At 70.7% G+C, this 23,242-nt stretch carries 22 protein-coding genes; 9 read left to right on the top strand and 13 right to left on the bottom strand.

From position 1 onward, the window contains the following. Window positions 1-83 precede the first annotated feature (83 nt). Both ACZ6C6_RS28225 and ACZ6C6_RS28230 read left to right on the top strand, forming a co-directional pair. Window positions 84-1,574 carry an AlkA N-terminal domain-containing protein gene (locus ACZ6C6_RS28225; protein WP_469206590.1) on the top strand — a complete coding sequence of 497 codons (1,491 nt, stop codon included), beginning with the start codon at window positions 84-86 and terminating at the stop codon, window positions 1,572-1,574. After that, complete coding sequence (locus ACZ6C6_RS28230; protein ID WP_469206592.1) at window positions 1,571-2,071, top strand: methylated-DNA--[protein]-cysteine S-methyltransferase; 501 nt, start codon at window positions 1,571-1,573, stop codon at window positions 2,069-2,071. The genes ACZ6C6_RS28225 and ACZ6C6_RS28230 overlap by 4 nt, the downstream gene beginning before the upstream one ends. A 69-nt stretch (window positions 2,072-2,140) precedes the next feature. On the opposite strand, the gene ACZ6C6_RS28235 is transcribed toward ACZ6C6_RS28230, so the two are convergent. Continuing rightward, the gene (locus ACZ6C6_RS28235) at window positions 2,141-2,725 is read right to left on the bottom strand and encodes a TMEM165/GDT1 family protein (protein ID WP_469206594.1); all 585 of its coding nucleotides are present in this window, start codon (window positions 2,723-2,725) and stop codon (window positions 2,141-2,143) included. Window positions 2,726-2,964: 239 nt separating this feature from the next. Beyond that, window positions 2,965-3,606 (bottom strand): class I SAM-dependent DNA methyltransferase, encoded by a 642-nt coding sequence (locus ACZ6C6_RS28240; RefSeq protein WP_469206596.1) that lies wholly within the window; start codon window positions 3,604-3,606, stop codon window positions 2,965-2,967. Between the two features lie 39 nt (window positions 3,607-3,645). Here ACZ6C6_RS28240 and ACZ6C6_RS28245 point away from each other — a divergent pair, with 39 nt between their 5' ends. Then, window positions 3,646-3,846 carry a type II toxin-antitoxin system VapB family antitoxin gene (locus ACZ6C6_RS28245; protein WP_164398721.1) on the top strand — a complete coding sequence of 67 codons (201 nt, stop codon included), beginning with the start codon at window positions 3,646-3,648 and terminating at the stop codon, window positions 3,844-3,846. A 14-nt stretch (window positions 3,847-3,860) separates the two neighbouring features. Here the strand turns inward: ACZ6C6_RS28245 and ACZ6C6_RS28250 are convergent, their stop codons facing one another. After that, on the bottom strand, window positions 3,861-4,352 hold the full coding sequence (locus tag ACZ6C6_RS28250) for an NUDIX domain-containing protein (RefSeq protein ID WP_469206598.1): 492 nt from the start codon (window positions 4,350-4,352) through the stop codon (window positions 3,861-3,863). A 126-nt stretch (window positions 4,353-4,478) separates the two neighbouring features. On the opposite strand from ACZ6C6_RS28250, the gene ACZ6C6_RS28255 reads away from it, so the two are divergent. From ACZ6C6_RS28255 to ACZ6C6_RS28280, 6 genes are all read left to right on the top strand, one after another. Further along, window positions 4,479-5,594 carry a glycerate kinase gene (locus tag ACZ6C6_RS28255; RefSeq protein ID WP_469206600.1) on the top strand — a complete coding sequence of 372 codons (1,116 nt, stop codon included), beginning with the start codon at window positions 4,479-4,481 and terminating at the stop codon, window positions 5,592-5,594. Window positions 5,595-5,873: 279 nt separating this feature from the next. Next, window positions 5,874-6,674, top strand: coding sequence for an ABC transporter ATP-binding protein (locus tag ACZ6C6_RS28260; RefSeq protein ID WP_469206602.1), 801 nt, complete (start codon window positions 5,874-5,876; stop codon window positions 6,672-6,674). Continuing rightward, window positions 6,662-7,444 carry an ABC transporter ATP-binding protein gene (locus ACZ6C6_RS28265; RefSeq protein WP_469206604.1) on the top strand — a complete coding sequence of 261 codons (783 nt, stop codon included), beginning with the start codon at window positions 6,662-6,664 and terminating at the stop codon, window positions 7,442-7,444. The genes ACZ6C6_RS28260 and ACZ6C6_RS28265 overlap by 13 nt, the downstream gene beginning before the upstream one ends. Next, window positions 7,441-8,331: a branched-chain amino acid ABC transporter permease gene (locus ACZ6C6_RS28270; protein ID WP_469206606.1), complete on the top strand. Its 891-nt coding sequence runs from the start codon at window positions 7,441-7,443 to the stop codon at window positions 8,329-8,331. The genes ACZ6C6_RS28265 and ACZ6C6_RS28270 overlap by 4 nt, the downstream gene beginning before the upstream one ends. Further along, window positions 8,324-9,415 (top strand): branched-chain amino acid ABC transporter permease, encoded by a 1,092-nt coding sequence (locus ACZ6C6_RS28275; RefSeq protein ID WP_469206608.1) that lies wholly within the window; start codon window positions 8,324-8,326, stop codon window positions 9,413-9,415. Before ACZ6C6_RS28270 ends, ACZ6C6_RS28275 begins: the two co-directional genes overlap by 8 nt. After that, the gene (locus ACZ6C6_RS28280) at window positions 9,412-10,662 is read left to right on the top strand and encodes an ABC transporter substrate-binding protein (protein WP_469206609.1); all 1,251 of its coding nucleotides are present in this window, start codon (window positions 9,412-9,414) and stop codon (window positions 10,660-10,662) included. The genes ACZ6C6_RS28275 and ACZ6C6_RS28280 overlap by 4 nt, the downstream gene beginning before the upstream one ends. 77 nt (window positions 10,663-10,739) lie before the next feature. Here ACZ6C6_RS28280 and ACZ6C6_RS28285 read toward each other — a convergent pair whose 3' ends face one another. The 10 genes from ACZ6C6_RS28285 to ACZ6C6_RS28330 all read right to left on the bottom strand — a co-directional run bounded on the left by ACZ6C6_RS28285 (window position 10,740) and on the right by ACZ6C6_RS28330 (window position 23,165). Then, window positions 10,740-13,109, bottom strand: a complete 2,370-nt coding sequence (locus ACZ6C6_RS28285) for a discoidin domain-containing protein (RefSeq protein WP_469206611.1) — start codon at window positions 13,107-13,109, stop codon at window positions 10,740-10,742. Between the two features lie 233 nt (window positions 13,110-13,342). Then, entirely contained in the window at window positions 13,343-14,197 is an 855-nt protein-coding gene (pssA, locus tag ACZ6C6_RS28290) for a CDP-diacylglycerol--serine O-phosphatidyltransferase (protein ID WP_469206613.1), read from the bottom strand. Next, window positions 14,184-14,831 carry a phosphatidylserine decarboxylase gene (locus ACZ6C6_RS28295; RefSeq protein WP_469206615.1) on the bottom strand — a complete coding sequence of 216 codons (648 nt, stop codon included), beginning with the start codon at window positions 14,829-14,831 and terminating at the stop codon, window positions 14,184-14,186. The genes pssA and ACZ6C6_RS28295 overlap by 14 nt, the downstream gene beginning before the upstream one ends. 181 nt (window positions 14,832-15,012) lie before the next feature. Next, window positions 15,013-16,218, bottom strand: a complete 1,206-nt coding sequence (locus ACZ6C6_RS28300; RefSeq protein WP_469206617.1) for an acyl-CoA dehydrogenase family protein — start codon at window positions 16,216-16,218, stop codon at window positions 15,013-15,015. Next, window positions 16,215-16,748 carry a MaoC family dehydratase gene (locus ACZ6C6_RS28305; RefSeq protein ID WP_018100351.1) on the bottom strand — a complete coding sequence of 178 codons (534 nt, stop codon included), beginning with the start codon at window positions 16,746-16,748 and terminating at the stop codon, window positions 16,215-16,217. The genes ACZ6C6_RS28300 and ACZ6C6_RS28305 overlap by 4 nt, the downstream gene beginning before the upstream one ends. 1 nt (window position 16,749) lies before the next feature. Next, window positions 16,750-17,766: an HpcH/HpaI aldolase/citrate lyase family protein gene (locus ACZ6C6_RS28310; protein WP_469206619.1), complete on the bottom strand. Its 1,017-nt coding sequence runs from the start codon at window positions 17,764-17,766 to the stop codon at window positions 16,750-16,752. After that, the gene (locus tag ACZ6C6_RS28315) at window positions 17,763-19,775 is read right to left on the bottom strand and encodes a protein meaA (protein ID WP_469206621.1); all 2,013 of its coding nucleotides are present in this window, start codon (window positions 19,773-19,775) and stop codon (window positions 17,763-17,765) included. The genes ACZ6C6_RS28310 and ACZ6C6_RS28315 overlap by 4 nt, the downstream gene beginning before the upstream one ends. 1 nt (window position 19,776) lies before the next feature. Continuing rightward, a complete protein-coding gene (gene ccrA / locus ACZ6C6_RS28320) occupies window positions 19,777-21,138 on the bottom strand; it encodes a crotonyl-CoA carboxylase/reductase (protein ID WP_469206623.1) in 1,362 nt (453 codons plus the stop codon). A 351-nt stretch (window positions 21,139-21,489) separates the two neighbouring features. Further along, window positions 21,490-22,302 (bottom strand): GNAT family N-acetyltransferase, encoded by an 813-nt coding sequence (locus tag ACZ6C6_RS28325; protein ID WP_469206624.1) that lies wholly within the window; start codon window positions 22,300-22,302, stop codon window positions 21,490-21,492. A gap of 47 nt (window positions 22,303-22,349) precedes the next feature. Further along, window positions 22,350-23,165: a TetR family transcriptional regulator gene (locus tag ACZ6C6_RS28330; protein ID WP_469206626.1), complete on the bottom strand. Its 816-nt coding sequence runs from the start codon at window positions 23,163-23,165 to the stop codon at window positions 22,350-22,352. Window positions 23,166-23,242 lie beyond the last annotated feature (77 nt).

The following is a 23,242-nucleotide window of genomic DNA, read 5'->3' on the forward strand; positions in this document are numbered from 1 at the left end:
GGCGTCGGGCAGCCCCAGGCAGCCCGACGCCCATGTCGGATTTCCGCCAGCCTCACGCCCCACCGGTGGCCCATCCTTGAACCATGCACACCGACACCGAGCGCTGCGTCCGGGCGGTCCGGTCCAAGGACGCCCGCTTCGACGGCTGGTTCTTCACGGCCGTCCTGACCACCCGGATCTACTGCCGCCCGAGCTGCCCCGTCGTGCCGCCCAAGGCCGAGAACATGACGTTCTACCCCAGCGCGGCCGCCTGCCAGCAGGCCGGGTTCCGGGCCTGCAAGCGGTGCCGCCCCGACACCAGCCCCGGATCCCCGGAGTGGAACGCCCGCGCCGACTCCGTGGCCCGCGCGATACGGCTCATCCGGGACGGGGTCGTGGACCGCGAAGGAGTCCCCGGCCTCGCCGCCCGCCTCGGCTACTCGCCCCGCCAGATCGAACGCCAGCTGCTCGCCGAGCTGGGCGCCGGTCCGCTCGCCCTGGCCCGCGCCCAGCGCGCCCAGACCGCACGCGTGCTCATCGAGACCACCGCGCTCCCCATGGCCGAGATCGCCTTCGCCGCCGGTTTCTCCTCCGTGCGCACCTTCAACGACACCGTCCGCGAGGTCTTCGCCCTGGCCCCCGGTGAGCTGCGCACCCGGTCCGCCCGCACCGCACCCGCGCCCGCCACCCCCGGCGTCATCACGCTGCGCCTGCCGTACCGGGCCCCGCTCAACCCCAGCAACCTCTTCGGCCACCTAGCCGCGACCGCCGTCCCCGGCGTCGAGGAGTGGCGCGACGGCGCGTACCGCCGCACCCTCGCCCTGCCGCACGGCCACGGCATCGTCGCGCTCACCCCGTGCCCCGACCACATCGCCTGCCGGCTCTCCCTCACCGACCCGCGCGACCTGACCCTCGCCATCAGCCGCTGCCGCTGGCTCCTCGACCTGGACGCCGACCCCGTCGCCGTGGACGAACAGCTGCGCGCCGACCCGCTGCTCGCCCCGCTGGTCGACGCGGGCCCGGGCCGCCGGGTGCCGAGGACCGTCGACGGCGCCGAGTTCGCCGTCCGCGCCGTGCTCGGACAGCAGGTGTCCACCGCCGCCGCCCGCACCCACGCCGCCCGCCTGGTCACCGCCCACGGCACCCCGGTGGACGACCCCGAGGGCGGACTCACCCACCTCTTCCCGGACCCGGAGGCGCTGGCCGGACTCGACCCCGAGCGACTGGCACTCCCGCGCACCCGCCGCCGCACGCTCACCACCCTCGTCCGGGCCCTCGCGGACGGCTCGCTGCTTCTCGGCCCCGACTCCGACTGGGAGCGGGCCCGCACCGAACTGGCCGCGCTGCCCGGCTTCGGCCCCTGGACCGTCGAGGTCATCGCGATGCGGGCGCTCGGCGACCCGGACGCCTTCCTCCCGACCGACCTCGGCATCCGCAGGTCCGCCCAGCAGCTCGGTCTGCCCTCGACCCCGGCAGCCCTCACCGCCCGCGCGGCCGGCTGGCGCCCCTGGCGGGCGTACGCCGTCCAGTACCTCTGGACCGTGGACGACCACCCCATCAACCACCTCCCGGACGCGGAAGGAAGTGCCCCGTGACCCGGCAGCACACCGTCACCGACAGCCCCTACGGCCCGCTGACCCTCGTCGCCACCGACGGTGTCCTGGCCGGCCTCTACATGACCGCCCAGCGCCACCGGCCCGCCGAGGAGACCTTCGGCGAGCCCGACCCCCGCCCCTTCACCGAGGCGATCCGCCAGCTCGACGCCTACTTCGCCGGTGAACTGCGCGACTTCGACCTGCCGTTGCACCTGGACGGCACCCCGTTCCAGCGCAGCGTCTGGGAGCAGCTGCGGCTCATTCCGTACGGCGAGACCCGCTCGTACGGCGAACTCGCCGAGAACCTGGGCAAGCCCGGCGCCTCCCGGGCGGTGGGCCTGGCCAACGGCAAGAACCCGGTCGGCATCATCGTCCCCTGCCACCGGGTGATCGGGGCCTCGGGAAGCCTCACGGGCTACGGCGGCGGCCTGGACCGCAAGCAGCGCCTGCTGGCGTTCGAGAACGGTACGGCGGCGAGCACCCCGGCGCTGTTCTGAGAGCGGGTACGGCGAAGGGCCCCGCACACCCGCGTGCGGGGCCCTTCGCCGTCCGGCACGTCCCGCGGCTCAGCCGGTGAAGATCTCGGTCACCGTCCAGATCGCCAGGCCCAGCATGCACAGCCCGCCGATCCGCTGCACGGTCTTCAGCGGTACGCGCTTCGCGATGAACCGGCCCGCCAGCAGCGCCAGCGCCGACACGGACATCAGGGCGGCGGCGGAACCGATCGCGGTCGACCAGGTGCCGTTGCTCGCCGCCAGGTTGGCGGTCGTGATCTGCGTGAGGTCGCCCCACTCGCTGATGAACACCGCCATGAAAGCCGTCGAGTACACCGGCCAGAACCCGGTCACCGTCTTCGGGCCCGCCTCGTCGTCCTCGTCGTCCCCGCCCCCGCGCAGCAGCATGAACGCGCCGAATGCGAAGAGCAGGGCCGAGACCAGCTTGACGATCCAGTCGGGCAGCAGACCGAGCAGCCCGCCCGCACCCACAGCGATGGCGACATGCACGATGAACGCGGACGAAGTGCCGAACCAGACGTAGAGCGGGCGCATGCGCGTGCCCATGGCGAGCGACGCGAACATCGTCTTGTCCGGGAGTTCGGCGAGGAAGATCAGCCCGAAAGCGGTGATGATCGCCAGGGGGTCGAGATGCATTCCGGGTGGCTTTCTGTACGAGCCGGGCCCCGGATCTCCACGAAGTGCCGGTCGGCGTTTCGGAGGACCACTCGGCCCGGCATGACGGCACCGCCCACAGGGCGTGGGCGTGTCATACCTGACCGAAGGTCTCGCCCACCCGTGATGATCCACGAGCCCGGCCACCGGGAACCGCGAGGCTCCAGTGTGTCGACGACCGGTTTGCGGGGCTACTCCCCTTCGCAGCGGTCCACACTACCTCACCCGGCCGGACGCCGTGCGATCAGGAATGCCTGCGGGGTCCGCTCCTCCGGGTCGGCGGCCCGTACCAGCCGGGCCCGCACCTCGAACCCGGCGGCATCGAGCAGCGCGGCCACCCGGTCCGGGTCGAAGCGGTACACGTCGAGGTCCACGGCGTGCCCGTACGCGTGCTCAAGACGTACGCCCTCGTCGTCGCCCGCCTTGAAGGCGAGGAGCAGATGGCCGCCGGGCGCCAGGACCCGGCGGAACTCGGCCACGTACGGCCCCAGCTCCCCGGGCGGCGTGTGGACGAGCGAGTACCAGGCGACGGCCCCGCCCAGGGAGCCGTCGGGGAGGTCCAGCGCGCTCATCGTGCCCACCTCGAACCGCAGGTCCGGATGGCGCCGCCGGGCCTCGGCGACCATGCCGGGAGAGAGGTCCGTGCCGGAGGCGTCGAGGCCGAGACCCCGCAGATACGCGGTGATCCGCCCGGGCCCGCAGCCGAGATCGGCGACCGCCCCGCCGCCCTCCTCGCGCACGTACGCGGCGAAGGCACCGAGCATCGCCCGGTCCAGGTGCTTCGCCGCCAGCTCGTCCGCGAGGAGCGCGGCGTAGTCGGCGGCGACGGTGTCGTACGAGGCCCGGGTGGCGTGGAGAGTCATGCCCGGGACCGTACCCGTACGCGGTGCTACCGTCGGGCCATGGCGAAGGTAGCGATCAGCCTCGACGCGGAACTCGTGGTCGAAGTGATGGTGCTCGCGGGCGTCGGCAACCCGCAGGACGCGGTCGAGCTCGTCGTACGCGACTACATCGCGCGCGGCCACCGCACCGAGGCCCGGGTGGCGGCGCGCGACGAGACCAGGCGCGAGGACGAGACCAGGCCGCCGGACACCCAGGGCTGACCGCCCGCCCCGCCTCAGCCCACGGGGCGGCCGTCCTCCAGTTCCACGGCGCCCGTGCCCGACTCCAGGGCCTCCAGCGCCGCGTGCATCCGCCCGGCGCGCGCACCGATCAGATACCGGTCGATCTCCGCCGGCTCGACCAGCTTCCACGACAACAGCTCCGACTCCTGGAGCCGGATCGCCTTCAGCTGCTCGTCGTCCAGGACCCCGCCGTCGTACACGTACGCCACGATCGGCGGCCGCTCGCGGCCGCGCGTCCAGTCCACGGCGAGGAGCCGGCCCGGCTCGATGTCCAGCCCGATCTCCTCCAGCGACTCGCGGCGCGCACCCTGGCGCGGCCCCTCCCCGTCTGCCGACTCGACCGTGCCGCCGGGCAGCGTCCACCCCTCCCGGTAGCTCGGCTCGACCAGTAGCACCCGGCCGCTCGCGTCCCGGAAGATGCAGGCGGCTCCCACGAGGACCTTGGGCAGACCGGCGATGTACGTGGCGTAGTCAGTGGTGGTCATACGGTCAGCGTAGGTCCACTTTGATCGATCAGACCATGGGCAGGCAGGGGGTCAGGCGGATAGTGTCGGGGCGGCGCGACTGCCTGTTCGAATGCAAAGGGAATCATGGTGACGGACGGAGCAGTGATGGAGACCGCACGCGTGCTCGTCGCGGCGGACAAGTTCAAGGGCTCGCTCACGGCTGTGCAGGTCGCGGAGCGGGTGACGGCCGGGCTGCGGCGCGTCGTCCCGGATGTACGGGTGGAGACCCTGCCGGTCGCCGACGGCGGCGACGGCACGGTGGCCGCGGCGGTGGCCGCCGGATTCGAGCGCCGCGAGGCGCGGGTGACCGGGCCCCTGGGCGATCCCGTCACCGCCGCGTACGCGATGCGGGGGACCACCGCGGTGGTCGAGATGGCCGAGGCATCCGGCCTCCAGCACCTCCCCGACGGCGTCTTCGCGCCCCTCACGGCCACCACCTACGGCTCCGGGGAACTCCTGCTCGCCGCGGTCGACGCGGGGGCCCGGACCATCGTGTTCGGCGTCGGCGGCAGCGCGACCACGGACGGCGGCGCGGGCATGCTCGCCGCGCTCGGAGCCCGCTTCCTCGACGCGGACGGCAAGCCGGTCGGGCCGGGCGGCGGCGGTCTCGCGGACCTCGCCGAGGCGGACCTGTCCGGACTCGACCCGCGATTCGCGGGCATCGACCTGGTCCTCGCCAGCGACGTCGACAACCCGTTGACCGGCCCCAAGGGCGCGCCGGAGGTCTACGGCCGCCAGAAGGGCGCGACCGAGGCGGACATCGCGACGCTCGACGCCGCCCTCGCGCACTACGCGTCGCTCCTCGGCGCCGAGCAGGCGGACCTCCCCGGAGCGGGGGCGGCCGGAGGCATCGGCTACGGGGCGCTCGTCGCCCTCGGCGCGCGCTTCCGCCCAGGGATCGAGGTCATGCTCGACGTCCTGGGCTTCGCGCCCGCCCTGGACCGGGCGACGTTCGTCATCACCGGCGAGGGCTCCCTCGACGCCCAGACCCTGCACGGCAAGGCCCCGGCGGGCGTCGCGGCGGCGGCGCGGGCGGCGGGAGTGGAGGTCGTCGCGGTGTGCGGCCGCCTCGCGCTGACGCCGGAGGCGCTGGAGGGGGCGGGGATCCGGCGGGCGTACGCGCTGCTGGACCTGGAGCCGGATCCGGCGGTGTGCATGGCGGAGGCGGGGGCGCTCCTTGAGCGTGCGGCGGAGTCGATCGCGCGTGACTTTCTGGTCTGAGGCTTTTCTCTACCCGCCCCTTCCCGTGACTGGGGCTCCGCCCTTGTTCAGCCCCTCCGGCGATTGAGGAGCGGGGGTCCGGGGGCGGAGGCCCCCAGTTCCGGGAAGGGGCGGGCAGGGGACAAGGCCCGCCGCGCACCCCCCGCCCTGTGCGCCCGCACAACCCCACCCCCGCCCACCCGGGGCACCCGCAACGCTTCCCCCCGCACCCCATGGACGCCCCCCTCCTCCCCCTGCTGACCTGTGGCAACACAGGAACGCGGAAGGAGGACGAACCCCATGCCCACGCTGGAGATCCGCGCACTCACCGCCACCTACGGCCCCGTACGCTCACTGCGCGGCATCGACCTCGACGTCCCGGCCGGCACGATCACCGCCGTACTCGGCGGCAACGGTGCCGGCAAGACCACCCTGCTGCGGGCCATATCGCGGTGCCTCCGCTTCCACGGAGGCACCGCCACCGGCACCGTCCGGTTCGACGGGCGCCCCCTGGACGGGCTGCGGCCCGACCGGGTGGTCGCCTCCGGGATCGTCCACGTGCCCGAAGGCCGCCAGGTGTTCGCCCGTATGACGGTGGCCGACAACCTGCGCGCCGGAGCCCTCGGCGCGCGCGGAGGCCGTAAGGCGGCGGCCCGGGCGCTGGACCGCGTACACGAGCTGTTCCCCGTACTCGCAGGCCGCGCCCACCAGAGCGCCGGGCTGCTGTCCGGCGGCGAGCAGCAGATGCTGGCCATGGGCCGCGCCCTGATGGCCCGCCCCCAGTTGCTTCTCCTGGACGAACCCTCACTCGGCCTCGCCCCGCTGATGGCGCAGCGCATCGCCGACACGGTGCGCGAGATCAACGCCTCCGGCACGTCCGTCCTGCTCGTGGAGCAGAACGCGTCGATCGCCCTGGGCCTCGCCACCACGGCGTACGTCCTGGAGGTCGGCGAGGTCACCCTGCACGGGCCCGCCGACGAGCTGGCCGCCTCCGACGAGGTGCGCCGCCGCTATCTGGGCGTCGTGGACGAGGCGGCCGCCGCCGACGCGGACCGGGCGGCGGCCACCCCCGTACGCACCCTGAGCAGGTGGTCCGCGTGACCGCCCCCGCGCAGCTCACCGTCCGGGACGTCACCGTCCGCTTCGCCGGGCTCACCGCCCTCGACGGCGTCTCGTTCACCGTCGAGCCGGGCAGCGTGCACGCCGTCATCGGCCCCAACGGCGCCGGCAAGTCGACCACGTTCAACGTGCTGTCCGGGGTCTGCCGGGCGGCCTCCGGCAGCGTCCGGCTCGGGGAGACCGAGCTGACCGGGCTCGCCCCGCACCGGATCGCCGCGCTCGGGGTGGCCCGCACCTTCCAGAACCTCGCGCTGCCCCCGTACGCCACCGTCGCCGACACCCTCATGCTCGGGCGGCACCGGCTCACCCGGGCCGGGTTCCTGGCCGCCGGACTACGGCTGCCGTCCGCATCGCGGGAGGCCCGCGCGCACCGCGAACGCGTCCGGGAGATCGCGGAGTTCATCGGCCTGGAAGCGACGTTGGACCGGCCCGCGAGCGCACTGCCGTACGGCCAGCAGAAGCTGGTCGAGCTGGGCCGGGCGCTGTGCACGGAGCCTCAGGTGCTCCTGCTGGACGAACCCGTCGCCGGGATGACCGCCGACGAGCGGCAGCGTACGGCAGCGGTCGTGGCCGGGATCCGCGACGGCCTCGGCATCTCGATCGTGCTGGTCGAGCACGACATGGGGGTCGTGATGCGGCTCGCGGACGCCGTGACCGTACTCGATTTCGGACGCGGGATCGCCGACGGCACCCCCGCCGAGGTCCAGAACGATCCCGCCGTCGTCCAGGCATATCTGGGAGCACCGCAATGACCACCTTCATCGAACTCCTCCTCGGCGGCCTGTCCATCGGCTCGGTCTACGCCCTGATCGCGCTCGGCTTCGTCGTCATCTTCAAGGCCACCGAAGTCGTCAACTTCGCCCACGCGTCACTGCTGCTGGCGGGCGGTTACGTGACCGCCGTGCTCCACGACGACATCGGTTTCTGGCCCGCACTCGCGACCGGCATCGCGGGCGCGGCCGTCGTCGGCGCCGCCGTCGACTTCCTGGTGATGCGCCGCTACCGGGGCGGCGACCACAGCGTCCTCGCCATCGTCACCATCGGCGTCGACATCCTCCTGACGACCGAACTCACCCGGCGCATGGGCACCGAGGTGCTCGCGCTCGGCGACCCCTGGGGCAACCGGGTCCTGACGATCGGCGGGGTCACGCTCGCCCAGACCCGCGTCGCCGCGTTCGTCGCCGCCGCCCTCCTCATCACCGTCTTCCTGCTCGCCTTCCGCTTCACCTCCTGGGGCGTCTCGATGCGCGCCGCCGCCGAGAACCCCCGGACGGCGGCGCTGATGGGGATCAGGCTCGGCCGGGTCTCGCTCGCCGCCTGGGCGGTCGCCGGGGCGCTCGCCGCCGTCGCCGCGCTGTTCCTCACCGTCTTCCCCACGCCCGGCCTGGAACGGGCGACCTCGCTCGCCGCGCTCAAGGCGTTCCCCGCCGCCATCCTCGGCGGCCTCGACTCCACGACCGGCGCCCTCGCCGGCGGCCTCATCGTCGGTGTCACCGAATCCCTCGCCACCGGCTACCAGAGCGATCTGTCGTTCCTCGGCCGGGGCATCGGCGACCTGGCCCCCTACCTGGTGATGGTGATCGTGCTGCTCGTACGCCCCGCCGGACTCCTCGGTACGAAGGAGCCCGCCCGTGTCTGAGACCGCCACCCCGTTCGCGTACACCGTGACCGCGCGGCTGCGCCGTCCCCGCACCTGGGCCTGGGCGGCGGGATCGGTGCTGCTGCTCGCCCTCCCCTTCTATCTGGACCGCTTCTGGCTCCAGGCCGGGCTGTTCGCGATGGCCGCCGCGATCGGCGCGATCGGGCTGAACCTGCTGACCGGGGCCACCGGACAGCTGTCCATGGGCCACGCGTTCTTCCTCGCCGTGGGCGCTTACGGCTACTGCGTGCTGGCGGGGGAGGGCGGTACGGAGAACGGGCACGCCCTGTCCGGGCTCGGCCTGCCCGGCTGGCTCGCGGCCGTGCTCGCCGTCCTCCTCGCCGGAGCCGCCGGGGGACTGTTCAGCCCGATCGCGGGACGGCTGCGCGGGGCCTATCTCGGCATCGCCACCCTGGCGCTGATCTTCATCGGCCAGCACGTGCTGTTCAACGCCTCGTCGCTGACCGGCGGTTACAACGGCCGCTCGGTGCCGCCGCTGTCGCTCTTCGGGCTCACCTTCGACGACAGCGAGACGCTGGTGGCCGCGGTGCCGTTCCAGTCCTCCGAGAAACTCTGGTACGTGGCGCTGCTCGCCCTGCTCCTCAGCGCCCTGTTCGCGCGCGGAGTGCTGCGCGGGCGGCCGGGCCGGGCGCTGAACGCCATCCGCGACCACCGCATCGCGGCCGGTGTGATGGGCGTCCCGGTGGCCCGCTACCGGGCCGGGGTCTTCGTCCTGTCCTCCATGTACGCCGGACTGGCCGGGGTGCTCCTGGCCCTGGTCTTCCAGCGGACGGTGCCCGAGTACTTCGGCATGGTCCTGTCCCTCGAATACCTCGCCATGATCGTGATCGGCGGGCTCGGCACCGTGGCGGGGGCGGTCGTCGGCGCCGCCTTCGTCTCGCTGCTGCCGCAGCTCCTCACCCACTACAGCGACTCCCTGCCGCTGGTCGCCGCCCCCGGTACGGGCGGGCTGACCCCGGGCGAGGCATCGCGCTATCTGTACGGCGCCGCGATCGTAGCGGCGGTCCTGTTCCTGCCCGGCGGCCTGACGCGCCCGATGAAGAACCCAGGGGAGAAGAAATGAAACTGCGTGTGCTCGGGGCCGTGTGCGCGGCCCTCGCCCTCACCCTCACGGGATGCAGCGAGAAGGCCAAGTCCTCCGACGGGGGAGAGGAGGCCAAGGGCGGGGTGAAGACGGGCAAGGGCGTCACCGACTCGGTGATCGCACTCGGCGCGCTCACCGACATGACCGGTGTCTACGCCTCGCTCGGCAAGAGCGTCACCCAGGCCCAGCAGCTCTGGGTGAAGGAGACCAACGCCAAGGGCGGCATCTGCGACCGCAAGATCGAGCTGACCGTGCGCGACCACGGCTACGACCCGCAGAAGGCGGTCGCGGGATACACCGAGCTGGAACCGAAGGTGCTGGGTTTCGTCCAGTTCATCGGCTCCCCGTTCGTCGGGGCGGTGGAGCAGCGCATCGACGGCCTGGACAAGGGCCTCGTCCTGCCGCAGGCGTGGTCCGCGAACCTGCTCGGCAGCAAGTACGTACGTATGATCGGCGCCACGTACGACGTCGAGACGATCAACGCCATCGACTACCTGCTGGCGGAGAAGCACATCGCCAAGGGCGACAAGATCGGCCATGTGTACTTCGAGGGCGACTACGGCGAGAACGCGCTCGCCGGATCGAAGTACGCGGCCAAGCAGGCGGGCCTCACCGTGGTGGAGCAGATGATCAAGCCGTCCGACGACGACATGACCGGCCAGGTCGCCGCCCTGAAGCAAGCGGGAGTCAAGGCCGTCGTCGTCAGCGCGGGCCCCCGCCAGGCCGCCTCGCTCGTCGGGGTCGCCGCCGCCACCGGCCTCAAGGTCCCGGTGATCGGCAACAACTCCGCGTACGCCCCGCAGCTGCTGAAGACACAGGCGGGCCCGGCCCTGATGCGGGACTACTACGTCGCCGCCTCCACCCTGCCCATCGGCGACCCGGGCACCGGCCCGGCGAAGCTGGCGAAGGAGTACGCCGCCGCCTACCCCAAGGACGTTCTCGACAACGGCGTCATCGCCGGCTACACGGCCGCCGACCTGTACGGCGAGGCCCTGAAGAAGGCCTGCACGGCCAAGGACCTCACCCGCGAGGGCATCGACAAGGCGCTGCTCACCATCACCGGATTCGGCACCGATTTCGGGGTCTCGCACGACTTCACGGACCCGGCGGCGCCCTCCACCAGGGAGAGCGTGATCATGAAGCCGGACGACAAGGTCCCCGGCGGCCTGAAGGTGGTCAGGCCGGCCGAGGTCGCGGCGGCAGCCAAGTCCTACACCCTCAAGTAGCGTCCCCCGCAAGGGGAAACGCCCGGTGGGCGGCACGCGTCGCGCGTGCCGCCCACCGGTGTCCCGGTGGTGCCGGGTCAGCTGGTGTACGCCTCCAGTTCCGAGAGCTGCGCGGCCGGCCAGCCGGTGTTGGCGGTGAACGTCAGCTTCAGATAGCGCGCCGGCGTGCCCGGCAGGGTGACCGTCGCCTGGTTGCCGCTCGACGGATTGAAGGTGTAACCCGCCGAGCTTTTCAGGGAGTTGTACGTGTTGTTGTCGGTGCTGCCCGACACGCTCAGGGTCTGGGTGCGGGTCGCCCAGGCGGACGACGGGGGCAGCTTCAGGACGAGCCGCTTGACGGACTTCGCGGCGCCGAGGTCCACGGTGATCGTCTGCGGGAAGGCGTTGTTGGAGCTCTCCCAGTACGTGTTCGGGTTGCCGTCGACCGCGTTGGAGGCGCCGTACACGTCGGCGTGCCCGGACTCGGTGACCTGACGGCCCTGGGCGAGGTTACCGGTCTCCTCGGGCGGGTCGGTCGGGTCCGTCGGCGGGTCCGTGGGGTCGGTCGGCGGGTCGGTGGGACCGGTGCCGCCGCCCGGGACCCCGCCGTTGGTCCACACCGGGTCCGGCCAGACGCCGGTGCAGGCCGGAGGGTCGGCGTACCAGCCGGAGTTCCCGGAGCCCCGGGTGATCTGGAAGCCGCTGCCGACGCAGTTGTGGATCGGGTTCGACTGCGCGATGTGCGTCGCCGTGACGTTGTCGAAGGTGGCGGTGCCGGGGGCCTGGATCTGGAGCGCGTAGGTGCCGGCGCCGTCGATCCTGATGTTCTTGAAGTGCAGCCCGTTGGTCGCGCCCTCGATGAGGTGGATCGCGGCGTAGGAGCTGTCCAGGACCTCGCTGTCGGTGATGTCGATGTTGCCGTTGATCGGTTCGTTGAGCCCGCTGAACCAGATCGCGCCGACCCCGAAGTTCCAGTTGTAGTCGCTGTTCCCGGTCCGGATCAGGGTGTTGCGGGCGGCCGTGGTGGTGCCCGAAACCGCGGTGCCCTGGCCGGAGTTGACTCCCGGGTAACGGTTGGCGATGTGCAGGCCGCCGCCGTTGGTGATGGTGTCCGCCATGACGTTGTCGGACAGGGTGATGTCCTTGCCGCCGTAGGTGACGATGTTGTTGGCGAGGATCGGCAGGATCACCGTGTTGAACGTGAACTTGTTCTTCACGTTCGGAACGTTCTCCGCCCACATGGCGAGCCCGTCGTCACCGGTGTTGCGGACGAAGGTGTTGGTGACCGTCGAGTTGGTGACGCCGTAGTGGAAGTTCACCCCGTCCGCGGTCTGGTCCAGGATGCGGCTGTTCTTGATGGTGAAGTTGTCCATCGGACCGTCCATCCAGGCGCCGCACTTGGTGTGCTGCATCCAGACGTTGTCGACGGTCGAGTCGGACAGGGCGCCACCGATGGCGTTCACCTGGTCGTTGTCGACCCGCTCGCGGATGTCGCCGATGATGGCGAAGTCCTTGAGCGTGACATTGCTGCTGCCGCCCTCCCCGGCGTACTTGCCGTAGACACCGACGGCCTTGCTCCGGTTGGACGGGTCGCGCCCGGTCAGCACGGAGTACCAGGGCCCGGCGCCGCGCAGGGTCACCTTGTCCACGATGATGTGGTCGCGGACCTGGAACGTGCCCCGTGGGATGTACACCTCCTTCCCCTGCGCCCTGCCCGCGTCCACGGCCGCCTGGATCTTGGCGGTCGAGTCGGCGGCCCCGGTCGGGTCGGCCCCGAAGTCGGAGACCACGTCCAGCGCGCCGGAGGGCTTGGCGATGGGCGCGCCGACCTGCTCGAAGTCCGCCAGGTCGATGGTGAACGACGGTGAGTCGGCGGTCGAGGACACCTGGAGCCGGACCTTCGTACCGGCAGGCAGCGTCGACCCGAACATGGTCCGGGCCTCGTCGTAGAAGTGGTGCGGGTTGGTGTCGCCCGGGTTGTTGTTGAACGGGTAGCCCCCGTAGTACCAGCCGTACCTGGAGGTCACCGGCACCGCCTTGGGCGAGGCCCCGTTCACGCGTACGTCGATCGAGGCGTCCCGGCCCGTCCCGGCGGCGTTGTCCGGCAGCGAGTACCGGAAGGACATCGCGTCGGCGGGGGCGGTGAGCGTGAACTCCACGTACTCGCCGACGGCGTCCAGGGTCACCGCCTGCCGGCCCGACGCCTCGGACGGGAGCGTGCCGTAGAGGCGGTTCGGGCCGATCAGGGTGCCGTTGGTGGCCGCGTACTCGGCCTCCTGTTCCTTGAACGGGACGGTCGCGCCGCGGCCGGGTACGGAGAGCGGCGAGGGGGCGGGGACACCGGCGGCCCGGGCGGCCGGAGCGCCGGTCAGCACCACGGCGGCGGCGGTGCCGAAGGCGGCGAGTGCCAGCGAGAGGGAGGCGGATATCGAGCGCTTGAGCAGCGGTCGTCGGGGTGGGGAAGTCACGTCGAAGTCGTCCTTGCGGCTCGTGGGGGCTCTTCGGACGTCCCACAGGCTAGGAGCACCGTCGCAAGGAAGTCCACGGTGCTGCGCAAGAATTCGCCGTGCAAGCTCAAATAATCGACGTGGGCATGAGAAGAATGTGCACTGTGCGGGGGTTGAGGGGGGAAGCGCCGGAGCACGCACGAGGGCCCGGATGCCTTGCGGCATCCGGGCCCTCGTGTCGTTCGTGCTGTCCGCTACGGCAGCTGTGCCGCGCGTGCCTCGCGGCGGTTGTCGCGGAAGGTGTTCACCCGGCGGGCGGTCGCGAAGAGCGGGATGACCGCACCCAGGACCACCTGGAGCGCGCAGCCGGTCTGGAGGAGCAGCTGACCGCCGGGGGCGTCCAGCGCCCAGGCCGCCAGGAGCCCCATCGCCGAGACGATCCAGCCGAGCATCGCCACTGCGAGGACGCCCCGCGGCTTCGGATACTCGACCCGGCTCACCATCAGCCACGCCACCCCGATGATCGCGAGCAGCGTCGGGACGAAGGGCAGCTCAAGCAGCACGATCGAGATGACCGTGAGCGCTCCGAAGGGGCTCGGCATGCCCTGGAACATGCCGTCCTTCATCGTCACGCACGAGAACCGCGCGAGTCTGAGCACCACCGCCAGCAGCACCACGATCGCCGCGAGCGCCGAGACCCGCTGGTGTGCGTCGTCCGCGACCATGCCGTACACGAGGACGAAGTACGCCGGGGCGAGCCCGAAGCTGATGAGGTCCGAGAGGTTGTCCAGCTCGGCACCCATCGGCGAGGAGCGCAGCTTGCGGGCGACGAGCCCGTCGAACAGGTCGAAGATCGCCGCCATGAGCATGAGGATCACGGCGGTGGCCGCGGAGTGCCGCGCCATGCCGCTCTCGTCACTGCCCGTGAGGTGCGGGATCAGGATGCCCGTGGTGGTGAAGTACACCGCCATGAACCCGCATGTGGCGTTACCGAGGGTGAGGGTGTCCGCTATCGACAGCCGCAGCGAGAGCGGCATGTCGTCGGCGTCGTCCTCCGCCTCGGCCTCCGGGACCCAGCCGGCCTGTGTGTCGGGATCAATCACGGTCAATGCGAGTCACCCCCGCGGTGGTGGCCTGGCCGACCTCGACCGCGACGTCCACACCTTCCGGGAGGTAGATGTCGACGCGGGAGCCGAAGCGGATCAGCCCGATGCGCTCGCCCTGCTCCACCTTCGTGCCCTGCGGGATGTAGGGCACGATGCGGCGGGCCACCGCGCCGGCGATCTGCACCATCTCGATGTCACCCAGCTCGGTGTCGAAGTGCCAGACAACGCGTTCGTTGTTCTCGCTCTCCTTGTTGAACGCGGGGACGAAGCCACCGGGCACGTGCTCCACCGACGTCACCGTGCCGGCGAGCGGCGCGCGGTTCACGTGGACGTTCAGCGGGCTCATGAAGATCGCCACGCGGGTACGCCCGTCCTTCCACGGCATGATGCTCTGCACCACGCCGTCGGCCGGTGAGATGACGCGCCCCCGGCTGATCTCGCGCTCCGGGTCCCGGAAGAACCAGAGCATGCCCGCCGCGAGCGCGGTGGTGGGCACGGCCACGGCCGCCCAGCGCCCGGACCGGCGGGCGCGGGTCAGGCTGAGGGCGGCGGTGGCGACGGTCGGCAGGAGCCACGGCGAAGCTCCGCGTGCGATGCGGACCCGGCCGCGTGAGGCAGAGGTATGGCTGTCGGGCATGGATGACCTTCGTAGCGGATTGAGCCGCGCTGGCAACGGGGGACGGCGGCTTTTCCGGCGATGTTATCGGTTGCTGGCCGCAACTGGGCAAGCCAGCAGCCGAGTCGGACGTCTGGAAGGCACCGGTTGAGGATGACAGGGTGTGATCTTCTTCGCGGTTAAATCACCACGAAAGGGACGATCAACCCTGGAAACGGTACTCCTCGAGCAGCCGGCGCCCGATGATCATTTTCTGGATCTCGGCGGTACCTTCACCGATCAGCAGCATCGGTGCCTCGCGGTAGAGGCGCTCGATCTCGTACTCCTTGGAGAAGCCGTAGCCGCCGTGGATACGGAAGGCGTCCTCGACGACTTCCTTGCAGTACTCGGAGGCGAGGTACTTCGCCATCCCTGCCTCCAGGTCGTTTCGCTCCCCGGAGTCCTTTTTGCGTGCCGCATTTACCATCATCGCATGGGCGGCCTCGACCTTGGTGGCCATTTCGGCCAGCTTGAACTGGATCGCCTGGTGCTGCGCGATGGGCTTTCCGAAGGTCTGGCGCTGCTGTGCGTAGGAAACGCCCAGTTCGAATGCACGCTGTGCGACACCGCAGCCACGGGCCGCCACATTGACCCGGCCGACCTCGACTCCGTCCATCATTTGGTAAAACCCTCGGCCGGTGACGCCCCCCAGCACGCGATTGGCCGGAATTCGCAGTCCGTCCATGATGAGCTCGGTGGTATCGACCCCCTTGTATCCCATCTTGTCGATCTTTCCGGGGATGGTGAGCCCGGGCCGGACCTCTCCGAAGCCCGGTTCCTTCTCCACCAGGAACGTCGTCATCGACTTGTGGGGAGCGGTGCCCTCGGGGTGTCCTTCGTCACTCCGGCACAGCACGGCGACGAGTGAGGACGTACCGCCGTTCGTCAGCCACATCTTCTGGCCGTTCAGGACGTACTCCTCGCCGTCCCTGACGCCCTTCGAGCTGATCGCCGAGACGTCCGAGCCGAGCGCCGGCTCCGACATCGAGAACGCGCCCCGCACCTCGCCCAGCGCCATGCGCGGCAGGAAGGTGTCCTTCTGCTCCTGCGTGCCGTGCTGCTTGAGCATGTACGCCACGATGAAGTGCGTGTTGATGATGCCCGACACGCTCATCCAGCCCCGGGCGATCTCCTCCACGCACAGCGCGTACGTGAGCAGTGACTCGCCCAGACCGCCGTACTCCTCGGGGATCATCAGCCCGAACAGGCCGAGCTCCTTCAGCCCCTCCACGATCTCGGTGGGGTACTCGTCGCGGTGTTCGAGCTGCGTCGCGACGGGGATGATCTCCTTGTCGACAAAGTTCCTGACCGTCGAAAGGATCTCCCGCTGGACCTCGGTGAGCTCGGCCGTCTGGGCGAGTCGCGTCATGACTGCTTCTCCACGTTCTTCTGCGAAGGCTGGCTGAGCTCAGGGCGGCCGGGCTGCTCCCCGCCCCGCTCCTTGATGTAGGTCTCGGTGGGGACCATGACCTTGCGTCGGAACACGCAGACGAGCGTGCCGTCCTGCTTGTAGCCCTTGGTCTCCACGTAGACGATTCCGCGGTCGCTCTTGGACCTCGACGGCGTCTTGTCCAGGACCGTCGTCTCGCCGTAGATCGTGTCGCCGTGAAAGGTCGGCGCCACGTGCTTCAGCGACTCGATCTCCAGGTTGGCGATGGCCTTTCCGGAGACGTCCGGCACCGACATGCCGAGCAGCAGCGAGTAGATGTAGTTGCCCACGACGACGTTCTTGCCGAAATCCGTGGTGCTCTCCGCATAGTTGCTGTCCATGTGCAGCGGGTGATGATTCATGGTCAGCAGGCAGAAGAGGTGGTCGTCGTATTCGGTGACCGTCTTCCCGGGCCAGTGCTTGTAGACCGCACCGACCTCGAATTCCTCGTAAGTGCGTCCGAACTGCATATCAGGCCTCCGGGGCTTCGAACTTGGAGGTGCGCTGCATGCCGGCCGCCCGGCCCTTGCCCGCGATGACCAGGGCCATCTTGCGGCTGGCCTCGTCGATCATCTCGTCGCCGAGCATCGCCGAGCCCTTCTTGCCGCCCTCCTCGGAGGTGCACCAGTCGTAGGCGTCCAGGATCAGCTCGGCGTGGTCGTAGTCCTCCTGAGAAGGCGAGAACACCTCGTTGGCCGCGTCGACCTGACCGGGGTGCAGGACCCACTTGCCGTCGAAGCCGAGCGCCGCGGCGCGGCCCGCGACCTCGCGGTACGCGTCCACGTCGCGGATCTGGAGGAAGGGGCCGTCGATCGCCTGGAGGTCGTGCGTACGGGCGGCCATCAGGATGCGCATCAGGATGTAGTGGTAGGCGTCCGCCGGGTAGCCGGGCGGCTGCTGGCCGACGACCAGGGTCTTCATGTTGATCGACGCCATGAAGTCGGCCGGGCCGAAGATCAGCGTCTCCAGGCGGGGTGAGGCGGCACCGATCTCGTCGATGTTGACGAGGCCCTTGGCGTTCTCGATCTGCGCCTCGATGCCGATGCGGCCGACCTCGAAGCCCATCGTCTTCTCGATCTGGGTCAACAGCAGGTCCAGCGCGACGACCTGCTGGGCGTCCTGGACCTTCGGCAGCATGATGCAGTCGAGGTTCGGCCCCGCGCCCTCGACCACCGTGATGACATCGCGGTACGTCCAGTGCGTCGTCCAGTCGTTGACCCGGACCACCCGGGTCTTGCCCGTCCAGTCGCCGTTGTTCAGGGCGTCCACGATGTGGTGGCGGGCGCCCTCCTTGGCGAGCGGCGCGCAGGCGTCCTCCAGGTCCAGGAACACCTGGTCGGCCGGGAGGCCCTGGGCCTTCTCCAGGAACCGGGGGTTGCTTCCCGGTACCGCGAGACACGAGCGGCGCGGGCGCAGGCGGTTGAGGGGCTGCGCGGCGGAGCCGCCCGAGTTCGGGGTGGTGGCGGGCGACGGGTCGGGCGTGGTCATGCGGGGACCTCCAGAGGGTCGAGCTTGTTCGCTTTCCGGATCTCGTCGACGATACGGCCGATGATCTCCGTGATGCCGAAGTCCTTCGGGGTGAAGACGGCGGCGACACCCGCCCTGATCAGGGCCTCGGCGTCGGCCGGGGGAATGATGCCGCCGGCGATGACCGGGATGTCGCCGGCCCCGGTGCGGCGCAGCCGGGCGAGCACGTCCGGCACCAGCTCGGCGTGCGAGCCGGACAGGATGGACAGGCCGACGCAGTGCACGTCCTCGGCGACGGCCGCCGACACGATCTGTTCGGGCGTCAGGCGGATGCCCTGGTAGACCACCTCGAAGCCGGCGTCCCGGGCCCGCACCGCGATCTGCTCGGCGCCGTTGGAGTGCCCGTCCAGGCCCGGCTTGCCGACCAGCAGCCGCAGCCGCCCGGCGCCCAGCTCCTCGGCGGTCCGCGCGGTCTTCTCGCGTACGAGGGCGAGCGGCGAGCCCTCCTCGGCGGTGACCGCGACCGGGGCGGACGACACCCCGGTCGGCGCCCGGAACTCGCCGAACACATCGCGCAGCGCCCAGGACCACTCGCCGGTGGTCACCCCGGCTCGGGCGCACTCGACGGTCGCCTCCATCAGGTTCCCGGTGCCGGCGGCGGCCTTCTTGAGCGCGGCCAGCGCCTCGGTGGCCCGGGGCTCGTCGCGGTTGTCCCGCCACGCTTGGAGCGCGGCGACGACCTTCGCCTCGTTCGCCGGGTCGACCGTCATGATCGCCCCGTCGAGGTCGGCGGTGAGCGGGTTGGGCTCGGTCGTCTCGTAGACGTTGACGCCGACGATCTTCTCGTCGCCGCGCTCGATCCGGGCGCGGCGTTCGGCGTGCGAGGAGACCAGCTCGGACTTGAGGTAGCCGGACTCGACGGCCGCCATGGCGCCGCCCATCTGCTCGATCCGGTCCATCTCGGCCAGCGAGTCGGCGACCAGTTCGTCCACCTTGGCCTCGACGACGTGCGAGCCGGCGAAGATGTCCTCGTACTCCAGCAGGTCGCTCTCGTGCGCCAGGACCTGCTGGATGCGCAGCGACCACTGCTGGTCCCAGGGCCGGGGGAGCCCCAGCGCCTCGTTCCAGGCGGGCAGCTGGACCGCGCGGGCCCGGGCATCCTTCGAGAGGGTCACGGCCAGCATTTCGAGCACGATGCGCTGGACGTTGTTCTCCGGCTGCGCCTCGGTCAGGCCGAGGGAGTTGACCTGGACGCCGTAGCGGAACCGGCGCTGCTTGGCGTCCGTGATGCCGTAGCGCTCGCGCGTGACCCGGTCCCAGATGCGGCCGAAGGCGCGCATCTTGCACATCTCCTCGATGAAGCGGACGCCCGCGTTCACGAAGAACGAGATCCGCGCGACGACGGCCCCGAACTTCTCCTCGGGCACCTGCCCGGAGTCGCGTACGGCGTCGAGGACGGCGATGGCCGTCGACATGGCGTAGGCGATCTCCTGGACCGGGGTGGCTCCCGCCTCCTGGAGGTGGTAGCTGCAGATGTTGATCGGGTTCCACTTGGGGATGCGGTTGACCGTGTACGTGATCATGTCGGTGGTCAGCCGCAGCGAGGGCCCGGGCGGGAAGACGTGCGTCCCGCGCGACAGGTACTCCTTGACGATGTCGTTCTGCGTGGTGCCCTGGAGCTTGCCCGGGTCGGCGCCCTGTTCCTCCGCGACGACCTGGTAGAGCGCCAGCAGCCACATGGCGGTGGCGTTGATCGTCATCGAGGTGTTCATCTGCTCCAGGGGGATGTCCTGGAACAGCCGGCGCATGTCACCGAGGTGCGACACGGGCACACCGACCCGGCCGACCTCGCCGCGTGCCAGTACGTGGTCGGGGTCGTACCCCGTCTGGGTCGGCAGGTCGAAGGCTACCGACAGACCCGTCTGGCCCTTGGCGAGGTTGCGGCGGTACAGCTCGTTGGACGCCTCGGCCGTGGAGTGGCCGGCGTACGTCCGCATGAGCCAGGGGCGGTCCTTCTGACGGCCACTCATGTCACACGTTCCGGAAGCGATTGATGGCGTCCAAGTGCTTCTCGCGCATCTCCCGGTCGCGCACGCCCATGCCCTCGCGCGGGGCCAGCGCCAGGACGCCGACCTTGCCCTGGTGGGCGTTGCGGTGCACGTCGTGGGCGGCCTGTCCGGTCTCCTCCAGCGAGTAGACCTTGGAGAGCGTCGGGTGGATCTTTCCCTTGGCGATCAGCCGGTTGGCCTCCCACGCCTCGCGGTAGTTGGCGAAGTGGGAGCCGATGATGCGCTTCAGCGACATCCAGAGGTAGCGGTTGTCGTACTCGTGGTTGTAGCCCGAGGTGGAGGCGCAGGTGACGATGGTGCCGCCCTTGCGGGTCACGTAGACGCTCGCGCCGAAGGTTTCGCGGCCGGGGTGCTCGAAGACGATGTCGACGTCCTCGCCCCCGGTCAGCTCACGGATGCGCTTGCCGAACCGCTTCCACTCGCGCGGGTCCTGATTCTGCTCGTCCTGCCAGAACTTGTAGCCCTCGGCGTTGCGGTCGATGATCGCCTCGGCGCCCATCTTCCGGCAGATCTCCGCCTTCTGCTCGCTGGAGACGACACAGATCGGGTTGGCGCCGCCGGCCAGCGCGAACTGCGTGGCGTACGAGCCGAGTCCGCCGCTGGCGCCCCAGATCAGCACGTTGTCGCCCTGCTTCATGCCGGCGCCGTTGCGGGAGACGAGCTGGCGGTACGCGGTGGAGTTGACGAGCCCGGGAGCCGCGGCCTCCTCCCAGCTGAGGTGACCGGGCTTCGGCATGAGCTGGTTCGACTTGACGAGCGCGATCTCCGCCAGACCGCCGAAGTTGGTCTCGAAGCCCCAGATCCGCTGCTCCGGGTCGAGCATCGTGTCGTTGTGGCCGTCCGAGGACTCCAGTTCGACCGAGAGGCAGTGCGCGACGACCTCGTCGCCCGGCTTCCAGGCGTTGACGCCAGGGCCGGTGCGCAGGACGACGCCCGCCAGGTCGGAACCGATGACGTGGTACGGCAGGTCGTGGCGCTTGGTGAGCTCGCTGACCCTGCCGTAGCGCTCCAGGAAGCCGAAGGTGGAGACCGGCTCGAAGATCGAGGTCCAGACGGAGTTGTAGTTCACCGAGCTGGCCATGACCGCGACCAGGGCCTCGCCCGGGCCGAGCTCCGGCACCGGCACGTCCTCCACGTGGAGCGACTTGCGCGGGTCCTTGTCGCGACTGTCGACGCCCGCGAACATCTCGGCCTCGTCCTTGTGGACGGTGACCGCGCGGTACGAATCGGGCACGGGCAGCGCCGCGAAGTCGGCGGCGGTGGGCGCGTCGGAACCGCCCTTCGCTTCGGTCTGCGACTGGATCGCGTCCAGGATTTCCTTCACGGGTGCCTCCGATGGTGCGGCGTTTGAGGGAACGCTGAGGGGCCCTGAGAACAGGGAATGGGTCTGGAGGTGTGCCGTCGGTTCGGCGGGGTGGAGCTCGGCTGCTTGCTCGGTGGAGCAGAAGGGTTGCCTGGTGACGCAGGCGCCCGGGCGCGCAAACGCGGTGGTTTGCGGGGACAGCCGGCGTACGTGAGATGCCAGCACGCCGGCCGCCCGGATGCCTTCAACGTATGGCACTGCGTGACAGCTGACAAGGCACTCGGTGCCAGTAATTTCCCTCAATTGTCAGCCGGTCGCCACGCATGAGCAACACGGGCGGCGGTATGGATTGATTGGCCCCGATATGGCCGGTCAGGGACGCGTGCGGCGGTAGATGTACGGAGTCGTGCTGGTCAGTGCCGTGAAGCCGAGGCGCTCCAGGATCGGGCGGCTGTCCTCGGTGGCGTCGACCTGGAGGTAGTCGTAGCCCCGCTCCGCCGCCACGCCCGCCCGGAAGGCCACCAGCGCCCGGTAGACGCCCCGCCCGCGCCACGCGGGGTCCGTGCCGCCGCCCCACAGCCCCGCGAACCCCGTGCCCGGGTACAAGTCCATCCGGGCGGAGCTCACCGGTTCGTCGCCCGCCATGGCCACGAGCGCCACGAAATGCTCCGGGTCCTCCCGCAGCCGCTCCAGGACCAGGCGGCGCAGCCATGACCCGTCCCGGCCGAAGGCCCGCTCATTGGCGCGCGCCATCAGCTCCGCGCCCGCCTCGTCCCGCACCTCCTCCAGCCGGACGCCCTCCGGCAGCCGCACCTCCGCGGCGAGCTCCGCCACCCGCGCCACCAGCAGCGTCTCCGGCTCCTCGGCCTCGAAACCGGCCGCCAGCAGCCGCGCGCCCAGGTCGGCGGGCCGGTCGTGCCCGTAGAGCTTCCACTCGAACTCCTCGCAGCCCGCCCGCTCGCAGTGCGCCACCTGCTCCGCGATCGCCGCGTCCGCACGGGCGGCGTCCAGGTCCGGCGCCGACCACAGAACCCCGTGCCAGTCGTGAGCCGCGCCCTCGTGCCGGACGACGTCCCCCACGCGTTCCACGCGGGCGCCGGGGCTCTCGGGGCGGGCGCCCGCGCGCATGACCCGGTCGTAGAGGGCGAGGAGACGGGCGGGTTCGGATGTCACATGATCGTTCATCCGCACACCTCAGCACCGGGGGGCGCACCCGGCAAACGGATTCCCGCTCAGCGCTCCTTGAGGGCCTGCTGGATCGTCCGCATGACCTCGTCCAGGGGCGCGTCCGTACGCGCCACCGCGACCAGTACCTCGCCCCGGGTCTCCATCGAGGCGGCCGGCGGCTGAGCGGGCTCGGCGCCCGCCGTGCGGCCCGCGCCGATGCCCGTACCGAAGGTGTCGCGCACGATGGCGAACGCCTGGTCGAGCTGCGCCTCCACATCGCCCTGCCCGTCCGCCCGCAGCCAGCGGCGCAGCACATGGTTGTGCGCGGTGACGACGGCGGACGCGGCGACCTCGGCCAGCAACGGGTCGTCGTTGCCGGGATGCTGGTCGCGCTCGTCGAAGTGGCCCAGCAGATAGCGGGTGAAGAGCCGCTCGTAGCGGGCCACCGAGGCGATCTCCGCCTGGCGCAGGGTCGGCACCTCACGGGTCAGCTTGTAGCGGGCCACGGAGACCGCGGGCTTGGCCGCGTACATCTTCATGACTTCCTTGATGCCGCGGCACACCGTGTCGAGCGGATGCTCGTGCGCCGGGGCCGCGTTGAGGACGGCCTCGGCCCGGACGAGGGTGTCGTCGTGGTCCGGGAAGATGGCCTCTTCCTTGGAGCGGAAGTGGCGGAAGAAGGTCCGCCGGGCCACGCCCGCCGCGCCGGCGATCTCATCGACCGTGGTCGCTTCGTACCCCTTCGTCGCGAAGAGTTCCATCGCCGCGGCGGCCAGCTCGCGGCGCATTTTGAGCCGCTGGGCCGCGGCTCGGGTGCCTGCGGCACTCTCCGGCACGTCGGGCGCGGCGGACACACGGGTGGACCTGGCGGGCTGGGACATGGTGTGAACGTACTGCATGGGGGCGGGAGAGCGCGCCTGCGGGGGCGGGCCGCCCGGGGGTCCGAGCAGCCCGCCCC

It is taken from the genome of Streptomyces sp. NPDC041814, from assembly GCF_055590565.1.

Excerpts from the sequence above, each read along its gene's own strand:
- ACZ6C6_RS28260 (WP_469206602.1), top strand. The coding sequence starts at position 5,874 with ATGCCCACGCTGGAGATCCGCGCACTCACCGCCACCTACGGCCCCGTA.
- ACZ6C6_RS28315 (WP_469206621.1), bottom strand. The coding sequence starts at position 19,775 with ATGAGTGGCCGTCAGAAGGACCGCCCCTGGCTCATGCGGACGTACGCC.
- ACZ6C6_RS28255 (WP_469206600.1), top strand. The coding sequence starts at position 4,479 with ATGGAGACCGCACGCGTGCTCGTCGCGGCGGACAAGTTCAAGGGCTCG.
- ACZ6C6_RS28235 (WP_469206594.1), bottom strand. The coding sequence starts at position 2,725 with ATGCATCTCGACCCCCTGGCGATCATCACCGCTTTCGGGCTGATCTTC.
- ACZ6C6_RS28280 (WP_469206609.1), top strand. The coding sequence starts at position 9,412 with ATGAAACTGCGTGTGCTCGGGGCCGTGTGCGCGGCCCTCGCCCTCACC.
- ACZ6C6_RS28310 (WP_469206619.1), bottom strand. The coding sequence starts at position 17,766 with ATGACCACGCCCGACCCGTCGCCCGCCACCACCCCGAACTCGGGCGGC.
- ACZ6C6_RS28330 (WP_469206626.1), bottom strand. The coding sequence starts at position 23,165 with ATGTCCCAGCCCGCCAGGTCCACCCGTGTGTCCGCCGCGCCCGACGTG.
- ACZ6C6_RS28300 (WP_469206617.1), bottom strand. The coding sequence starts at position 16,218 with ATGACGCGACTCGCCCAGACGGCCGAGCTCACCGAGGTCCAGCGGGAG.
- ACZ6C6_RS28305 (WP_018100351.1), bottom strand. The coding sequence starts at position 16,748 with ATGCAGTTCGGACGCACTTACGAGGAATTCGAGGTCGGTGCGGTCTAC.
- ACZ6C6_RS28295 (WP_469206615.1), bottom strand. The coding sequence starts at position 14,831 with ATGCCCGACAGCCATACCTCTGCCTCACGCGGCCGGGTCCGCATCGCA.
- ACZ6C6_RS28225 (WP_469206590.1), top strand. The coding sequence starts at position 84 with ATGCACACCGACACCGAGCGCTGCGTCCGGGCGGTCCGGTCCAAGGAC.
- ACZ6C6_RS28325 (WP_469206624.1), bottom strand. The coding sequence starts at position 22,302 with ATGAACGATCATGTGACATCCGAACCCGCCCGTCTCCTCGCCCTCTAC.
- ACZ6C6_RS28240 (WP_469206596.1), bottom strand. The coding sequence starts at position 3,606 with ATGACTCTCCACGCCACCCGGGCCTCGTACGACACCGTCGCCGCCGAC.
- ACZ6C6_RS28245 (WP_164398721.1), top strand. The coding sequence starts at position 3,646 with ATGGCGAAGGTAGCGATCAGCCTCGACGCGGAACTCGTGGTCGAAGTG.
- ACZ6C6_RS28250 (WP_469206598.1), bottom strand. The coding sequence starts at position 4,352 with ATGACCACCACTGACTACGCCACGTACATCGCCGGTCTGCCCAAGGTC.
- ACZ6C6_RS28270 (WP_469206606.1), top strand. The coding sequence starts at position 7,441 with ATGACCACCTTCATCGAACTCCTCCTCGGCGGCCTGTCCATCGGCTCG.